General features: G+C 42.7%; 17 protein-coding genes, 1 pseudogene and 1 riboswitch. Of the genes and pseudogenes, 8 read left to right on the top strand and 10 right to left on the bottom strand.

The features are described from left to right. Nucleotides 1-297 precede the first annotated feature (297 nt). The 7 genes from B9Z54_RS17175 to queF all read right to left on the bottom strand — a co-directional run bounded on the left by B9Z54_RS17175 (nucleotide 298) and on the right by queF (nucleotide 6928). Nucleotides 298-498 (bottom strand): hypothetical protein, encoded by a 201-nt coding sequence (locus B9Z54_RS17175; RefSeq protein ID WP_113929634.1) that lies wholly within the window; start codon nucleotides 496-498, stop codon nucleotides 298-300. A gap of 266 nt (nucleotides 499-764) precedes the next feature. Continuing rightward, complete coding sequence (gene abc-f, locus B9Z54_RS17170; RefSeq protein ID WP_113929702.1) at nucleotides 765-2651, bottom strand: ribosomal protection-like ABC-F family protein; 1887 nt, start codon at nucleotides 2649-2651, stop codon at nucleotides 765-767. 327 nt (nucleotides 2652-2978) lie between these two features. Beyond that, nucleotides 2979-3098 carry an RAxF-45 family protein gene (locus B9Z54_RS26535; RefSeq protein ID WP_316247229.1) on the bottom strand — a complete coding sequence of 40 codons (120 nt, stop codon included), beginning with the start codon at nucleotides 3096-3098 and terminating at the stop codon, nucleotides 2979-2981. A gap of 647 nt (nucleotides 3099-3745) precedes the next feature. After that, nucleotides 3746-4258: a GNAT family N-acetyltransferase gene (locus tag B9Z54_RS17165; protein ID WP_113929633.1), complete on the bottom strand. Its 513-nt coding sequence runs from the start codon at nucleotides 4256-4258 to the stop codon at nucleotides 3746-3748. A gap of 257 nt (nucleotides 4259-4515) precedes the next feature. Beyond that, entirely contained in the window at nucleotides 4516-5364 is an 849-nt protein-coding gene (locus B9Z54_RS17160; RefSeq protein WP_113929632.1) for a YitT family protein, read from the bottom strand. Nucleotides 5365-5783: 419 nt separating this feature from the next. Further along, nucleotides 5784-6413: a queuosine precursor transporter gene (locus B9Z54_RS17155; protein WP_113929631.1), complete on the bottom strand. Its 630-nt coding sequence runs from the start codon at nucleotides 6411-6413 to the stop codon at nucleotides 5784-5786. A 17-nt stretch (nucleotides 6414-6430) separates the two neighbouring features. Then, nucleotides 6431-6928, bottom strand: a complete 498-nt coding sequence (gene queF / locus B9Z54_RS17150) for a preQ(1) synthase (protein WP_113929701.1) — start codon at nucleotides 6926-6928, stop codon at nucleotides 6431-6433. A gap of 109 nt (nucleotides 6929-7037) precedes the next feature. Then, nucleotides 7038-7084, bottom strand: a riboswitch (PreQ1 riboswitch). Nucleotides 7085-7278: 194 nt separating this feature from the next. On the opposite strand from queF, the gene B9Z54_RS17145 reads away from it, so the two are divergent. The 6 genes from B9Z54_RS17145 to B9Z54_RS17115 all read left to right on the top strand — a co-directional run bounded on the left by B9Z54_RS17145 (nucleotide 7279) and on the right by B9Z54_RS17115 (nucleotide 12327). Continuing rightward, nucleotides 7279-9099 (top strand): solute:sodium symporter family transporter, encoded by a 1821-nt coding sequence (locus B9Z54_RS17145; protein WP_113929630.1) that lies wholly within the window; start codon nucleotides 7279-7281, stop codon nucleotides 9097-9099. A 948-nt stretch (nucleotides 9100-10047) separates the two neighbouring features. After that, nucleotides 10048-10227 carry a B12-binding domain-containing protein gene (locus B9Z54_RS17135; RefSeq protein WP_113929629.1) on the top strand — a complete coding sequence of 60 codons (180 nt, stop codon included), beginning with the start codon at nucleotides 10048-10050 and terminating at the stop codon, nucleotides 10225-10227. A gap of 38 nt (nucleotides 10228-10265) precedes the next feature. Beyond that, the gene (locus B9Z54_RS17130; RefSeq protein ID WP_162785276.1) at nucleotides 10266-10718 is read left to right on the top strand and encodes a cobalamin B12-binding domain-containing protein; all 453 of its coding nucleotides are present in this window, start codon (nucleotides 10266-10268) and stop codon (nucleotides 10716-10718) included. Then, nucleotides 10718-11290, top strand: a complete 573-nt coding sequence (locus tag B9Z54_RS17125) for a hypothetical protein (protein ID WP_113929627.1) — start codon at nucleotides 10718-10720, stop codon at nucleotides 11288-11290. Before B9Z54_RS17130 ends, B9Z54_RS17125 begins: the two co-directional genes overlap by 1 nt. A gap of 19 nt (nucleotides 11291-11309) precedes the next feature. After that, nucleotides 11310-11879 carry a beta-class carbonic anhydrase gene (locus tag B9Z54_RS17120; RefSeq protein WP_113929626.1) on the top strand — a complete coding sequence of 190 codons (570 nt, stop codon included), beginning with the start codon at nucleotides 11310-11312 and terminating at the stop codon, nucleotides 11877-11879. Between the two features lie 241 nt (nucleotides 11880-12120). Then, nucleotides 12121-12327: a heavy-metal-associated domain-containing protein gene (locus B9Z54_RS17115; protein ID WP_113929625.1), complete on the top strand. Its 207-nt coding sequence runs from the start codon at nucleotides 12121-12123 to the stop codon at nucleotides 12325-12327. Nucleotides 12328-12422: 95 nt separating this feature from the next. On the opposite strand, the gene B9Z54_RS17110 is transcribed toward B9Z54_RS17115, so the two are convergent. Both B9Z54_RS17110 and B9Z54_RS17105 read right to left on the bottom strand, forming a co-directional pair. Next, nucleotides 12423-12884, bottom strand: a complete 462-nt coding sequence (locus tag B9Z54_RS17110) for a GyrI-like domain-containing protein (RefSeq protein ID WP_113929624.1) — start codon at nucleotides 12882-12884, stop codon at nucleotides 12423-12425. Nucleotides 12885-12973: 89 nt separating this feature from the next. Beyond that, complete coding sequence (locus B9Z54_RS17105; protein WP_162785275.1) at nucleotides 12974-13741, bottom strand: nucleotidyltransferase domain-containing protein; 768 nt, start codon at nucleotides 13739-13741, stop codon at nucleotides 12974-12976. 57 nt (nucleotides 13742-13798) lie between these two features. On the opposite strand from B9Z54_RS17105, the gene B9Z54_RS24975 reads away from it, so the two are divergent. Further along, nucleotides 13799-14086 carry a hypothetical protein gene (locus B9Z54_RS24975; RefSeq protein WP_162785274.1) on the top strand — a complete coding sequence of 96 codons (288 nt, stop codon included), beginning with the start codon at nucleotides 13799-13801 and terminating at the stop codon, nucleotides 14084-14086. 30 nt (nucleotides 14087-14116) lie between these two features. Here the strand turns inward: B9Z54_RS24975 and B9Z54_RS17100 are convergent, their stop codons facing one another. After that, the gene (locus tag B9Z54_RS17100; protein WP_113929622.1) at nucleotides 14117-14683 is read right to left on the bottom strand and encodes a flavin reductase family protein; all 567 of its coding nucleotides are present in this window, start codon (nucleotides 14681-14683) and stop codon (nucleotides 14117-14119) included. 206 nt (nucleotides 14684-14889) lie between these two features. Here B9Z54_RS17100 and B9Z54_RS17095 point away from each other — a divergent pair. Further along, a pseudogene (locus B9Z54_RS17095) lies at nucleotides 14890-16274 on the top strand (amino acid permease). The last annotated feature ends 139 nt before the right edge of the window (nucleotides 16275-16413 follow it).

Genomic DNA, 16413 nt, shown 5'->3' with positions numbered 1-16413 from the left:
ACCTCCTCTTCCTTTTTCGTTGAAAGATTGGAGCGGAAGGCGCGCGACCTCCTGCGGGATTAGCGGGACAGGTGAGACCCCGCAGGCAAAGCCGAGGAGGCTCAACGCCCGCCCCGCGGAGTCGCGTGACTGGAGCGGAAATCGATTCCTGTTATACAGCCAGAATCTTTGCGAAAACAGACTTTCGAAAACCTAGTATCCGGCTCTTGGAATTTTTCTAAAAGTAACAACACATGTTATCTTTAAAAAAGATTAAATAAAAAAGAACGGCCTTTTGTCGGCCGTTCTTCCGTCCAATTAATCATGTCGTTTATGCTTATTGAGCAGTTCTTTCAGCATATTGATGATTGTCGCTCTTTCTTCCTGATTGAACGTCGCTGTCCATTCAGTGACAAGCTTGTTTTCATCGGGATGAAGCTCCCTTTGTAACCCGTCTACTAAGGTTTCATGTATCTCATCCAGGCTTTCTTCCCTGTTTCCTCCGCGGATTTCTTCCATGATGGCAAACCTCCCGTTCTTTTTATTGGTTATTCCCTCAAGGAAGAAATCTAAAACTTGCAGGAAGATCTCAGAGCACATTCATTCATTTTTGTATTGATTGGGTCTTCAGGGGCATATGATGACATAAGCTGAACGGAGTAGTCTATGAATGCCGCCATGAGACACCTTTTTCCTATTCAAGAAATTATATGGGCTTTAAAAGCTCCCTTGGTGACCTTTTCGCTCGGATACCTTTCAGTTAGGTCAGCTAGAAAGCCCATCCTTTACAGCAGCTGTTCAAGCAGGGAGTATTTATCGTCCCGTTCTTTTTCTTTTAGCTCCTTTTCAGCATAAAGCACTTGGAGAATTTCAAGGTCCGTTTCTTTCGAGAGCTGCTGGTCGATAGTTGTAATCTCAGCCTCGATGACTAGCAGTTCTTCTTCCAGGGCATCCAGTGAAACAGAAGGCTTTTCTTTTTCCTTTTTAACTTGTTTCTCCCTGCCGGTTACTTCTTTTGATATAGAAACAGGTTCTTCCTCGACAGTGATTTCACTCAGCTTTTCCTTGGCATAAGAGTAGCTTCCCGGAAAGAAATGCAGTTTATGGTTGTGAATCCAATATGTTTTTTCGAACAACTTATTTAGAAAATACCTGTCATGAGATACCGCCAGGATGGTTCCATTAAAGCTTTCCAGCGCATCTTCCAGAACTTCACGGGAATCGATATCGAGATGGTTTGTCGGTTCATCCAATACAAGAAAGTTGATATCCTGATGCATCAACTGTGCCAGACGAAGTCGCATCTTTTCACCGCCGCTCAGCTGGCCGACCTTTCTGAAGACAGCTCCCCCATAAAACAGGAACCCTGCCAGGATATGCCGTGCTTCTCCCTCTGTAACCGTCACTTCGTCCCTAAAGGCATCAATCAACCTCATATTGGGATCAGCTACCGTGAAGTGCTGCGAAAGATAGCCTGTTCGGACATTGCTTCCCAGCTTTACTTCCCCTTCATCCTGTTTCAATTCCCCCAGCAGCATCTTTATAATGGTGGATTTACCAGTTCCATTTTTCCCGACGATACTGGTGCGGTCTTTAAAATGGACATCGAGAGAAGCATTTTTAAAGAGAGGCTTGCCGCTGAACGACTTTCCAGCTTCTTTCATAGTGAAAACCACTTTTCCGCTGCGGTCACCGTTTTCAAATTCCAACCCCATTTTCTTTCTATCTAATACCGGACGTTTCAATTTTTCCATTCTTTCAAGAGCACGTTCCATATTCCTTGCTCTTCTATGAAGATCGGCATTGGGAGGGCTCGCCTGATTGGCCCATTCCCTCAGCCTCTTGATCGCTTCTCTCATTTTCTTGATTTTCTTCTGTTGCTCTTGGTATTGCTGAAATTCAAGCAGCAGTCTTTCCTCTTTTTCCTTAACAAATTGGGAATAGTTTGCGTGATAAAGGCGGACTTCTCCATCCTCAAGGTCTATTACTTTATTAATGGTTTCATCAAGGAAATATCGATCATGCGATATCACAATCACAGATCCACTGTATTCTTTCAAAAAACCCTCCAGCCATTCTACCGCTCCGATATCCAGATGGTTTGTTGGTTCATCCAGCAGCAGCAAATCAGGCTTTTTCAAAAGGATGAGCCCAAGACATACTTTGGTTTGTTCTCCGCCGCTGAGGGCATTGAATGGTTTCTGAAGCAGGCCTGTGATTTCAAGGCCATTTGCGACTTTCGCTATTTCCGATTCTATTTCATAACCGCCTCCCAGGGTGAATGCGTCCTGTAGTGGTCCATACTCTTCAAGCAGTCGTTGTAGTTTCTCAGAATCCTGCTCTGTTCCCATCTTCCCTTCCAATTCCTTCAACCGGACTTCTATTTTCAGTAGTTCACTAAACGCTGATTTCAGTACATCTTTACCGGTAACGGTGTCCTCATAATGCGGAATCTGTGATAAATAACCGATTCTTGCCCCTTTTTTAAAATGAATTTCACCTGTATCAGGCTGTTCGACACCTGCTATCAATTTGAAGACAGTCGTCTTACCGGTGCCATTTCGGCCGACAAAGCCGATTCTATCTCCTTCGTGCACTTCAAAAGATAAATTTTCAAAAACCAGATTTCCTCCGAACATTTTACTGATCTGTTGAATACTGCACATTATCATTTTCATCTATCCTTTCTTCCTCATATTTTTTAATGAGTAAGAGGATTTTGGCTATAGAGCTAAAGCGTGCGGCTCAGTCCCGACTGGCTCCGAAAGAGAAAAAGTTTTTCTTTTATTCTTTACCTTAAGGGGCTGAACATGGTTGTCTATAGTCAAAAGTTACCCACAGTGGTGGATTTTATATTTTCAATAAATATAAAAAAGCCATGTATAAGAAAGACCTTATACCATGGCTTTTGAAATTCGGGCATAAAAAAGGAAAGCGTGACGCGCTCTCCCCCCGTTTTCTATAAAAGTGTGGGTATTGAGACCTCTTACCGTTCTGTTTCATATGGAGTTGCTAAAAATGGGCATACGTATCCCGTTGAAAGCAAAACCATGAAAAATCGCACGACAAATGTAGATATATTCTAAAAATTGACCGTGCAACCCGACAGAACTTTTCATCTCAATACACACCTCCTTAAATTCCTAGTTATATTAATAGTATACAATTTTTCAAAAACTTTATTCAAGGGTTTTCTCAAATTATTTGGCTGTTTTAAAGTAATGGATTTCCACTCCAAGCGCCCGACTCCGCGGGGCGGGCGGTGAATTAAAAAGCGGAGGCGGCCGTTAAGCGACGTACAGATTTTAGGGCTCTCGTATGAGATAAAGGAATCACGAAGAGCGGAAGCGATTCGATGATGACTTATCTATATAAAGTGGAAAGGCCCCGCTCAGCGGCGTACGGACTGGACTGACTCCGCATGAGATAAAGGAAACACAACGAACACAGTGAGTTGATGTTGACTTATCTTATAAAGTGGAGAGGTCCCGCTTAGCGGCGTACAGATTGTAGGGCTCTCGTATGAGATAAAGGAATCACAACGAACAAAGTGAGTTGATGATGACTTATCGCAAGGAGAGAGACCGAAATCTGCTAGTCGCTGGCCGCTGGAGCTAGATTGGCCTCCTCGGCTGCGCCTGCGGGGTCTTACCTGTCCCGCTAGTCCCGCAGGAGGTCGCACGCCTTCCGCTTCAATCCCTCTATGTAAAAGACGAAGGAAGATAAAATAGCATTCAAAAGCAACAATCTTTTAGAAAAGAGCTAATTACTTCAAACATTTTATTAAGCAAAGAGTGAGTTCATCATCAAGCCTTACCATTTCCCCTGGTTCAACCATCCGGTAATCATAAACTACTCCCCTTCCATCAGGGATGTATCCTCTTTGCAAATACAGCCGCTGCGCTGGACCGTAATCACTGTATAACCCTACACATAAACCGATACTCTGGAAGCCCTGCTCTTTAGCATACTCCTCCTGTGCGGCCAGCAGCTTTGCACCTATCCCTCTGCCTCGTTGGTCCGGCCCCACAATCAAATCATTGATTTCCGGTATATTTTCACTCCTGAGTTCAGGATGCCTTGATGTTAATAATAAATGACTCATGCCCACAGTCTTTTCTTCCGTCTTTGCGAGAAATATGACTCGCTTTCCTTCCTCCACCTCGCGAATACAGTCCTCCAAATACTCAGCATTTCTATAAATACCATGGGATTCCAAATCCATCGATACCACTTCGATTTCGTTCTCATGCAGAAACCCTATTTTCACCTCTGACATTCAACCCGCTCCTTTTACTAGATATAATAAAAGCAATTATTGTATACATTGTTGCTTTCGGAATAATTCCAAAAGCCGGATTTCCCCCCGGGTACTATGTATTTATCCTCTAACCGGAGTGATCAGCTCTTTTCTTTTCATGTTAACTGGGTTTTTTTGGGGAATTAAGGTTTTTTTCGGGAATTAGTATTAAATAGCCAAAAAGTCTACGAAAAGAGCCTAAAAAAAGATTCGCCCTTTTAGAGCGAATCCCTTGTTTACACCAGCCGTTTAAAGTTCTGGCCGAGTATTTCATTCATATTATGCACCGTAATGAATGCTGTATTGTCCACTTCCGTAATAAAGCCTTTCAGTTTGGAGAAGTCCTTTCGACCAAGGATGGTGGTGATGACTTCTTTGCTGTCCGATGTAAAAGCTCCCTTGGCTGTATGGATTGTAGCACCCTTTCCAAGTTCTTTTACAATATAGGTGCGGATTTCATCACTTTCCTTGCTGATGATAACTACTTCTTTGTTCGTATTGAATTGCTGAAGAGTATAATCGATGACCAGGCCATTCAGGATGACTCCAAAGAATGCGTACATTCCAACCTGCGTACCAAACAGGAAAGTAGACGACAGCGCGATGGCCAAATCAGAGAAAAGGACAGCACGGCCAATTTCTATATTGAAATATTTGTTCAGGATCATGGCAATGATATCCGTTCCGCCGGTTGAGGCTTTCTGATTAAATACAAGAGCCATACCGGTTGCAGCGATGCATTGGCCGATAATCAACTGTATAAGAATGTCTTCGCTCATAGGCCCTTGCAAAGGTACAGCCGCTTCTAACAGCCAAACATAACCTGACAGAGCAAAACTGGCATAGACCGTTTTAGCTCCAAAACTGAAACCAAGGAATATTATACCGACGATGAATAGAACAATGTTAACCAGAATCATGAACATACCAATGGACATGCCCGGCATCACTGAATTTAGCAAAATAGATAAACCGCTGACTCCTCCTGTTGCCAAATTATTTGGTGAAAGAAAGAAGTGGACATTCACCGCAACAAAAAAAGCGCCAAGATTCATCAGGAAAAACGATATCAGCTTTTTTCGCATCACTGCAACCTCCTTTTATATAAAATAGTTATTTAATATTTTCATTAACAACGGGATTATATAGGTCATAAATACCTTTGTAAAGGGGTTTGAATAAGGTTTAATTATTGAAAAAATTGCAAAGGTTTACACTGGAAATTCACTGTTGTGCAGAACATTCTTTCGAACTTTGCAGGTAGGGTTAAATCGCTCGTATATATGTATATTGCGCTCACAAACCTCCACTAGGAACGCCTGGCACGTTTTATAGTTTCTTGGTCTCGATCACAATTTCCATTAAAGACATAGAATCCCCTTTTTCACCCGAATTGTCCTCATAAATCCTCATCCAAAAAATTCATCCCTTTCTTCCTAATAAAGTATCTTCCCAAATGAAATCCACACAAAAAAACCACCCAATCAGGATGGTTTCCAAGAGATTATCCAGCCAATCCGACTCCACTGTCCTTTTCCTTGCGGGCGAACCTTACAAGAAGGTAAACCAGCGGGGTATCGACTACAGCAACAACCAGCTTGAATAAATATTGTGTACCTATCAAGGCAAGAAGCGCTGTCAGCGGCATCGTGCCGAAGAATGCGATTGTAATAAAGAGAGTGGTATCCGCGAGCTGGCTCAACAAAGTTGATGAATTATTGCGCAGCCACAGTTTTTCAGTTCCATGCATGGCTTTCAGCTTGTGAAAAACCGAGACATCCAGGTTTTGACTGACAAAATATGAAATCAAGCTTGCCAGTGTGATGCGGAAACTTCCATTCAAAATGGATTCAAATTCTGTCTGCATTTCAAAGAATGGCGCCGACGGCAGATGGATGGCCGCCGCTATGAAGACAAGTGCAAAGACCTGTGTCAGCAGTCCGGCTCTTACCGTCGCACGTGCAGCGTCTTTTCCGTATACTTCACCAATAACATCCGTAATTGGATAGGTGAATACATAAACGATCACCGCTGCGGGAAGGACAGCCCAGTCACCAAGGCTGAAGAGTTTAACCGCTAATATATTGGAAAGAATCAGAAGCCCGACAAAAAGAGAGTTGAGATAGATCAGCATGGCTTAACCTAACCCCCTTAACGGTTATCGATGGTTTCCGGATACAGATCATGATTCATCATGCGGTAATCGGCCATCTTTTCAAATTTGGTACCGGGTTTTCCATAGTTGCAATATGGATCGATGGAGATGCCGCCTCTAGGGGTGAACTTGCCCCACACTTCGATATAGCGGGGATCCATCAATTCTATCAAGTCGTTCATGATAATATTCATGCAGTCTTCATGGAAGTCACCATGGTTGCGGAAGCTGAATAAGTACAGCTTTAACGATTTACTCTCCACCATTTTAATATCAGGGATATAGCTGATGTAAATGGTGGCGAAATCAGGCTGCCTTGTTTTCGGACAGAGACTTGTGAATTCAGGGCAGTTGAACTTTACAAAATAATCTCTATTTGGATGCTGATTATCAAAAGTTTCCAGAACTTGGGGTGCGTACTCAAATAAATAATCCGTTCCTTGATTTCCTAATAATGTCACATCTTGAAGTTGTTCATCTTTTCTTCCAGACATATTATAATCCTCCCTTAAATTACCTATTTTGAGGATCCACAGCCAAAAATTTATGATGAGAAGCATAAAAAAACCATATCCGGCATGGATATGGTTACAAAAGTAAGTCTCATCCATAGTTTTTTATAGAGGGTTTGGGCTATGAACCTCTCCTGCGATAGGAAACTATTTAATTAACATCTTTCTATAGTATGGCAGCATGCCCAGAATGTCAACAAACAAAACAGAAAGCGATTACAATTACAACATAATTATTTTTATTTTCAGACATCTTATCTTAGCAGGTTTCAACTTCTTATAATATGGATATATATTATTCTACGATATTATCAAATTGGAGGTAGACGCTCATGTTTAGTGGGTTAACATTCACCATTATCTCTTGTTTGTTCTTCATGGGGCTTGTTGCATGGATTTCATACATAAAGACTAAAGGTTCTGTAAATGATTCTGATGGTTATTTTCTAGCCGGACGAGGACTGACTGGTACGTTCATTGCCGGTTCTCTCCTGCTGACAAACTTGTCTGCTGAACAGCTGGTAGGGTTAAACGGACAGGCGTTCCGTACTAATCTTACCAATATGGCTTGGGAGGTAACAGCAGCTTTTGCAATTATAATAATGGCGATTTATCTTTTGCCGAAATATCTTGGAAGAAGCTTTACAACGCTGCCGGAGTTCCTGAGCCAGCGATATGATGAAGGGGTAAGGAAGTATACGGTCATCCTCTTCATGCTTGGATATGTATTTGTCACAATTCCTTCCATGCTTTACTCAGGCGCGCTTGCGGTATTAAAACTATTTGATGTTCCTGAACTTCTTGGCATCAGCTATTCACAATCCGTGTGGCTTGTTATCTGGGTGATTGGGATTATCGGAGCTGTCTATGCTATTTTTGGAGGATTAAAGGCTGTAGCCGTTTCCGATACGATAAATGGAATTGGACTGCTTATCATTGGCGTACTCGTGCCGGTCCTTGGTTTCTTTGCACTTGGTGAAGGAAACTTAATCGGCGGAATGAAGGAGATTGCCACAACCAATCCGGAAAAATTGAATTCGATTGGTTCTAGCGAGGATTCTGTTCCCTTTTCAACAATTTTTACAGGCATGATCTTTGCCAATCTGTTCTATTGGGCAACGAATCAATATGTCATCCAGCGGACATTGGGGGCAAAGAATTTGGCCGAGGGTCAGAAAGGTGTGATTTTCTCTGGATTCTATAAGCTTCTCGTTCCATTTATGATGATGATTCCAGGTGTCATAGCTTTCCATCTCTATGGTGATTCATTAAGATCCGTTGACTTGGCTTATCCTACATTGATAGCCAATATTCTTCCAAGCTACTTGACCGGGTTCTTCCTGGCAGTTCTTTTGGGAGCCGTTCTCAGTTCTTTCAACTCTCTTCTTAACAGTGCTGCAACACTGTTCGCTCTTGATATCTATAAGCCTCACTTTAATAAAGAGGCGAATGACCAGCAGTTGATTTCAGTGAGTAAGAAGTTCGGTATATTGCTGGCAATCATTTCGATGTCGATTTCACCGATGCTGATGAATGCCACAGAAGGACTATGGGACCTTATCAGACGATTCACCGGATTCTTTAATATTCCAATCGTCGTCATCCTGCTTGTAGGGGTTCTTTCAAAACGCATTCCTTCACTTGCAGCCAAAACGGTCATCATTTTCCATGTGATTACTTATTATATGCTCGTATGGGGAACCAACCAGTTATTTGGATTTGAACTTGGCATAAACTTTATTCATATCTATGGCATACTCTTTACGATTGAAGTATTGATGATGATTGTAATTGGAAGGTTGAAGCCGCTTGAAAAGGCTTATCACTACCAGGCAGACTCCAAAGTCGCTATGACTCCATGGAAATATGCCTTACCGATGTCGATCTCCCTTCTCGCTTCTGTAGCAGTTGTTTATGTGATCTTCTCGCCCATTGGCCTGGCTTACAGTGATGGAATTGTCTCAGCCGGTTTCTGGCCGATCATTATCGGCATAGTGACTGCTGCTGTACTTCTGATTGTCTACGCATTGAAACATTGGAACAAAAAATATGCAGGCTATCTGGAACGAGGGTATTCTAACAAAAAAACCAATCCTATCAAGAAAACTATCAACAAATTAAAGCCAGCACTTTCCAGTGAGAATGAAAACTAATAGAATATCAATTTAAAGAGGCTGGGACAAAAGTAGAAAACTAATTGATGCAAGTAGAAATCATCGAAAATAAAACCGCATGAGATCAAGGTTATATACTTGATCTCATGCGGTTCATTTTTGTTATTAGGCTCTTACCTTAAAGATGTTATTTTTTAGATTAGGTTATCCGCCAGTTCCTGATCGTAGGCGGATTGGAGCGGAAGGTGTGCGACCTCCTGCGGGACTAGCGGTCGTCTAGTTCCAGAGCCTAGCCCCTCGGGGTCAAACAACCCTCAGAGAATAAAAGGAAAGACCGCCTTTTTTTCTCTGAGGAACATTTGCCTGTCGGGGCTGACCAAGGCGCTTCCACTTTTGATGACAGGTGAGACCAAGGTTACGTACCCACTGGAACGTAACCCCGCAGGCAAATCTAGCTCCAGCGGCCAGCACCTAGCGGATTTCGGTCTCCTTCCTTGCGATAAGTCATCTAGTTCATTTCCTCACTAGCTTTAAAGTGGTTATAAGAAAAAGTCGGGTCCTGGACTTTTTCGGTGATTAATCTATTTTAGTTTAGAGTTTATTCTTACTCACAAGGAAATGAACATCGAATCGCTTTCGCTCTTCGTGATTCCTTTATCTCATGCAGGAGCCCTACAATCCGTACGGTGCTGAACGGCCGTTTCCGCTTTTTATGAAGCCGAGGAGGCTCAGCGCCCGCCCCACGGAGTCGTGCACCTGGAGCGGAAATCCTTTCTTTATACTCAGACACATTCTTTTGAAAAGAGCTTTTTATAAGGTTTTGTCCCAGCCTCTTTTTTATGAATTAACCATCTTCAATTTCACTACTAGTAATGTACACCAGTTATGGTCTCTTGCTTTTCTTTTACAGCATTAAGTACTAGAATAAGAGTAATAGGCAAATTCATCTAAAATATTTATGTCAAATAATAATGGAGTGTCCCCTCTTTGCAAAAACAAGTAAGAATGCTAACAGAAATGGCGATTGCCGGCGACCTCCCTGAAATCCATAAGTGGCACCAGGAAAACCGGGGATTGTCCCTTTCAACAATAGAATTTTATGAAAAGCTCTTGAAGCCTGTCATGGAAAGCGTGGGCAGTCTTTGGGAAAAAATAAAATCACCGTAGCGGAAGAACATCTCGCAACAGCAAGCATTGACTACCTCATGACACAGTTAAGATATCAGATTGTCCATCCAGGGCAGTTAAAGAAATCTCCTTCCATTCTTTTGTTCTGCCTTGAAGGCGAACAGCATTCCCTGGGTTTAAAGATGGTTTCTGACGTGTTCAGAGAAAGTAAATGGAATGTCAAATTCCTGGGTTCAAGCGTCCCAACTGAAGAAGTCATCAAAACCATCGATAAGTGGGAACCCGATGCTATCGGAATCTCTATTGCACTTTCTCCTCTTCTGCCTAAATTGAAAGATTGTTTAACTCAGATTTCAGAACTGGGAAAAAATATAGATATCCTGGTTGGAGGACGTGTTGTATCCCTTTATAATCTTAAGGATTTCGGAATAAGCAATGTTCATTTATGCCGCGATCTTAGAGATATTGAATCATTCGCCTTAAAAGGCATGAGCAAATCCCAGCCTGTCTTGTCTGAAGGTGATGCATGATGGAAGAATTATATTATATCCCTATCCCGTTTTTCATCTTGGATGCACACTTAAATATTGTGGAAGCCTCTTCCAAAGGATCAAAGCTGATGCAGGGATCAAGTTTTCTTGATATGATTGAAGAGGAAAGCGCCACAAAATTCTCTAAGTTCTTTCACCGTCATTCCGAAGGGTTGATTGAGATCAATCTTAAATCCAAGGAAAAACCAGGTATGCCAGAATTATATGATGTACATTTTCAATTCGCTGAAATGCAGCAGAAGTACTTTGTGGCCGTCATCAGCAAAGCCGCTAACTATTCTGACATTTCAAAAAAACTCGACACAATCCAAAAACAGCTGTGGAACCCCAACCAAGAACAAGCACTTCAAAAGCAGCTGCATCCGAGTTCCTTTCACCTTGATTCTGCAGCGGGCCAGATCCGCAAACAGGAAAATGATATCGAGGCGGCCATTCAACAGCTTCATCTGCTGCAAGCTCAGTTAAAAGACCTGGGTCCGGATAAAAAGCACTTGGTGAAACATTGCATGAGAATAGAAGAAACGCTTAAGAATAATAAAAAATCACATTGATTTATAGCGGAGGTAACCTATGTCTCTTTTAAACGACATTCTTTCATTCAATACCAAATTTGTTTCTGAGAAAAAGTATGAGTCTTACATCACGACAAAGTTTCCAGACAAAAGACTTGTCATCCTGACATGCATGGATACCAGACTGGTTGAACTTGTTACCAAATCAATCAATATGAAAAACGGCGATGTAAAAATCGTACGCAATGCAGGTGCGGTTGTTTCTCATCCATTCGGAAGTATCATGAGAAGTTTATTGCTGGCCGTTTACGAACTTCAAGCTGATGAAGTGCTGGTCATCGGACACCACGACTGTGGAATGGCTGGCCTAAATGCCGACAAGGTCAAATCAAGCATGCGGGAAAGAGGCATAGGTGAAGAGACCTTTGATACACTGGAATATGCCGGAATTAACCTGGATGAATGGCTTACCGGTTTTTCAAGTGTGGAAGAAAGCGTAGCACACAGCGTAAAAATGATCCGAAACCATCCTTTAATGCATGAAGAGGTTCCCGTGCATGGATTAGTCATCGATCCTTCCACAGGAAAATTGGATTTGGTCACTTCAGGATATGAACTCTCTGAATAATAAAGTGCACTTTAAAAGCATCCAATCCTGGATGCTTTTATTTATGAATTTGGAAAGATAACGCCACAATTCACCTAAGGAATCCTGGTAAGCAAACAAAGCGCTGCTCACCCCGAAAAGACAAAAAACCTGGGATCTTCCCGGAAGCAACAATCGCCTCGCCGCAACCCATTTACCCACATACTTCAACGAATTCAGGGTATATATAATGAGAAAATCAATTAATAAAGGAGTATGATTTATGGATGAAATGACGTTACGTGTAAAAGAAGCGACTGACCGTGCGACTATACAGGAATTAGAAAACTCCTTATTAAGCCTGGAGGGGATTGAAAGGGCCCTGATAGATACGGAAGACGGCGAAGTGAAAATCACTTATAATAGTGAACAAATCTCCCGTAGAGAAGTTGAGGAGATCATCCAGCAGAATGGTCTTCAAGTACAGTAAACAAATCTTTGTCCAATTAACATTAGGTATCTCTTAGCGATCAGCAGCAAAAGTATCATAAACAAGCCTAAAAAAGAATCCCGCGGGATTCTTTTTTAGGCTTCAACTGGTATATGGATGAGGAGATTCGGTTCGTCTTCATAGGGATGGTAATCAGCAGGGTATTCTTCAAGATGCTGCAGGATTTGCTGATTCAAACTATACCCCTGCTCTTCTATCCACTGATAAAGCACACCGTAGGAATTCATGACTTCAGCTCCCTTATGTTCCAGGACGGCATACGTATAAGCAGGCACTTCAATAATTTCAAGGCCATACCGGATTTCTCCGATGTCGTTTACTTCCTGGCACAAATAATAGGTGAAGCCTCCAGTGAGGTTGTGATAAGACAGCCCCTTAACAATCCCTGGCTCTGCCTTATTTTCAATTCCATCGGTTACTTCTCTCAGCTCAAGGAACAGCTTTTGGATGCCTCCTTGAGAAGCCTCTTCAAATTTGCCTTGCCATTTCAAACCAAGTGCCTTGAATCCTTCTTTCTTCATAATTCTTGGTTTCATTTTTCCGCTCCTATCTCGGGGCACTATTGAGCAAACTTGCTCTTCATCTGCCGGCTAGAGTTCATATTAAGGCTGGGTACTCTTCTTATTTACCCAGAAAAATACCTTTCATTGCACACCGATATCATTTCTTTCAAAAATTGGTTGGTCTTAATGGACCTGCGCATTCTCGACGTTCCACTTTTCCCCATTCTTAGATTTACTGCTTCATGAAAAAGCGGACTCCAGCGCGTGCTGACTAACTCACCGGCACTGAGCAGCCCTTCACTCTTTGACACAATATCTTCCCGCTCGAGGGTAACCAAAATTCGGGCGACCGTGCACACCGCAAATTCCACCCATTCATCGGTTAAAAACAGATATTGCTTGTTAAGCTTGCTCTTCCAATAGCCGTTGATGTTATATTCCATTTCTTTACGAACCTCATCCCACCCAATTTGATACTGTAAAACAGCATGTTCCCCAACAAGTGGGATTCCTTTGCATTTCAAGATAAACCAAGTGACGGCATTGATATCCCAATGCCCCCTTTTGATTTCACCTTCCTGACAGAACAGATAGGGGGCGATTTCGCTGTTTCGCTTTCCAAGATCAGATTCTGTAATATACATTCCGTCCATCTTCTTCCCCAAAGGATGATTACGAAGATCATCGTGAATTGATTGGATGGTTTTCGATTCCCCCTCCGTTACGTCCCTGGAAAGTACAGTCAGGAAATCGATATCACTTCGTCCTTCTTCATAGGCACCAAGCGCAAGGGAGCCATACAGAAAACTTCCAGCAATTAGTTCCGGTGGGAGCCATGCCTTCAGGGAATCAGTATATTGATCCAATAAGTCACTTACCTCTTTATTCATTTTCGATACACCTCTTTCCTGCTTCCGGCATATTGTAGTGTGAAGGAGGTGGTTGATTTGCTTTCGCGTATTAAATGGCTGTCTTTCTCTATAGAAGCCCTTCTTGCTCTTCCGATTTTCGGGAGTGTCGCTTCTGAACTGATGCCTTTTTATCTTTGCTTCATCGCTGTTTGGCATGCTTGTGTCTTAATGGTTTCAAAATCGGAAAATCAACCTGTTCTCGGCAGTGCTTTTGGGGTTATTGCTTCCTTTACAAATTTCTTTCCTTACGTACGGATTGCCGCACATGCTGTCACTGCATTCATTCTCTATCTGGAAATTAAAAAAGCTCCTGGAATGGAGTAAATCAAGCCGGCTCACCTGTTGACCCGGCTTTTACTTGTTCTTTTTTACCACGCAGTCCTCTATCTTGACTGTCTCATCCATAACCGCGTATAAAGATCTTCCTAAATATAACGGAATGGACAACCTCCTGAAGTCCGGCAGCCCCTTTTCGTCAAAAAGCTCATCATCACGGTAAAACGTGGTAATATCCGCTGCAAACCAGTCATGATCTCCATAAGAATTAACATCAATGGTATTGCACTCATACGCTGCATAAGCATCTTTCAAAATAGGTGCCTTTGTGGACCTTCCTCTTTCAAATTCCATTTTCCCTATATCAAACTTATTTACATCACTGCCTGAATAAACGCCAGATTGTTGAATGAACTCGGCATATTCAGCCGGAAGGAAATTGATGGCAAACTCACCTGCTGCCTTAATTAATCCATATGTATGTCTTTCTCTCCCTATAGCCACTCCGTAAATCGGCGGCTCATAGGAAATATAAGAATGCCAGCCTGCTGCCATAATATTATCTTCTCCATTATGTGACACTGTCACCATTGCTACCATTCCCGGATAACTGTGCATTACTGTCTTCTTCTGTACTGTTCTCATGTTTCCACCTCCATTATTATTATCACACACTTCGGAAATATCTGTCACTTGTTCATTAACTTTCAACCCACTGTTTTAGGTTTGTATTCGTTCAATACAGCTGCGCCCCAGTCCATTACCGGATGAATTTTCCTTATATATAAACTATCTCTTACGTGCATCCTAGGGGATGAGGATTTGTTCGAGTAATGTGGAGGAGGATATTTATGAGCAGTGCTGGATGCGGAACTGGAACTGGTACCGGAGGACAAAGCAATAGCGGCGGTTCCGGCAAAGGGGATTTAAAATGGTGGCAGCTGTCCCTGATGGGAGTGGGCTGCACAATCGGGACCGGATATTTTCTGGGGTCGAGTATCGGGATCAAGCATACAGGCCCATCAATCGTGTTTGCATTTATCTTAGCTGCCGTTGGAACTTATATCGTTTTTAACCTGCTGGCCAAAATGACAGCTGAAGACCCCCAGGAAGGATCATTCTGTTATTACGCCAATAAAGCTTATGGAAAATGGGCGGGATTCAGCTGCGGGTGGAATTATTGGTCATCCAATATCTTGATTATGGGAAGCCAGTTGATGGCCCTTTCGCTTCTCTCACAATTCTGGTTCGAGAAGGTCCCTTTATGGGTGTTTGCTGCAGGGTATGCCATCTTGTCTATTTTTGTCGTTCTTCTCGGTACGAAAGGTTTTGATAAAGTCGAAGATATACTGGCCGTCATAAAAACCGCAGCAATTATCATGTTCATCATTCTGGCAGCTGCTGTACTGTTTGGCTGGATTAATGGAGGAGGCGGCAGGCCAGCCTTCCCTTCCTCCGCTGGGAAATTGTTTCCGGAGGGATTCAAGGGATTTTGGTCTTCCCTCATCTATGCCTTCTACGCTTATGGAGGAATTGAAGTCATTGGTTTAATGGCGATGCAGCTGAAAAACAAGGAGGATGCCCCAAAAGCTGGGAAAATCATGCTTCTTCTCCTGCTTGTCATCTATGTGATTTCTCTTGGGCTTGCCGTATTATTGGTATCCTATGATAAATTCACCCCTGATGAAAGCCCGTTCGTGACGGCCTTGAATGGATCCAATCTGAAGTTCTTTCCTCATGTCTTCAACGGTGCCATCATCATTGCCGGGTTTTCGACCATGACGGCTGCTCTATTTGGGGTAACCAACCTGCTTGTTACCATGGCAAAGGACGGAGATGCCCCGAAGCTTTTCTCAAAGAAGCTGGAAAAATTCAAGAAACTCCCGCTTCCTTCTCTTGGTTTAGCTGCAGCAGGACTATTGCTTTCTGTCATCACCGCCTTGCTTGTACCAGGAAAGATCTATGAATACATCACCACAGCGGCAGGGATACTGATTCTATATAACTGGGCTTTCATCATTCTCTCAGGGCTGAAAATTCTAGAAAATAAAATGTGGAGTAAAGTTTTGGGCATCTTTGGAATGGTCCTGCTTCTGGCTGCCGTCAGCGGCACGGTCATGGAAAAAGAATACGCCTCGGCTTCTTCATCTCCCTTCTTCTCGTCGCACTGATTGCGATTGCTGCTTTCATCATGAAGAAGAAAAAATGGAACAAAGAAGAACAGAAGAGCGGGTAGACACAAAAGTGGAAGCGCCCTGGTCAACCCCGACAGGTAAAGAAATGCTTGAATCGCACCCAAAAACAATGTCTATTGGTTTCCACTCCAAGTGCGTGACTCCGCGGGGCGTGCGGTGAGCCTCCTCGGCTTCATAAAA

The organism is Bacillus sp. P14.5 (genome assembly GCF_003316765.1).
Lineage (GTDB): Bacteria > Bacillota > Bacilli > Bacillales > Bacillaceae_B > Rossellomorea.
Note: the sequence above shows the minus strand (reverse complement) of the source record. Positions and strands in the feature narration are given on the sequence as shown.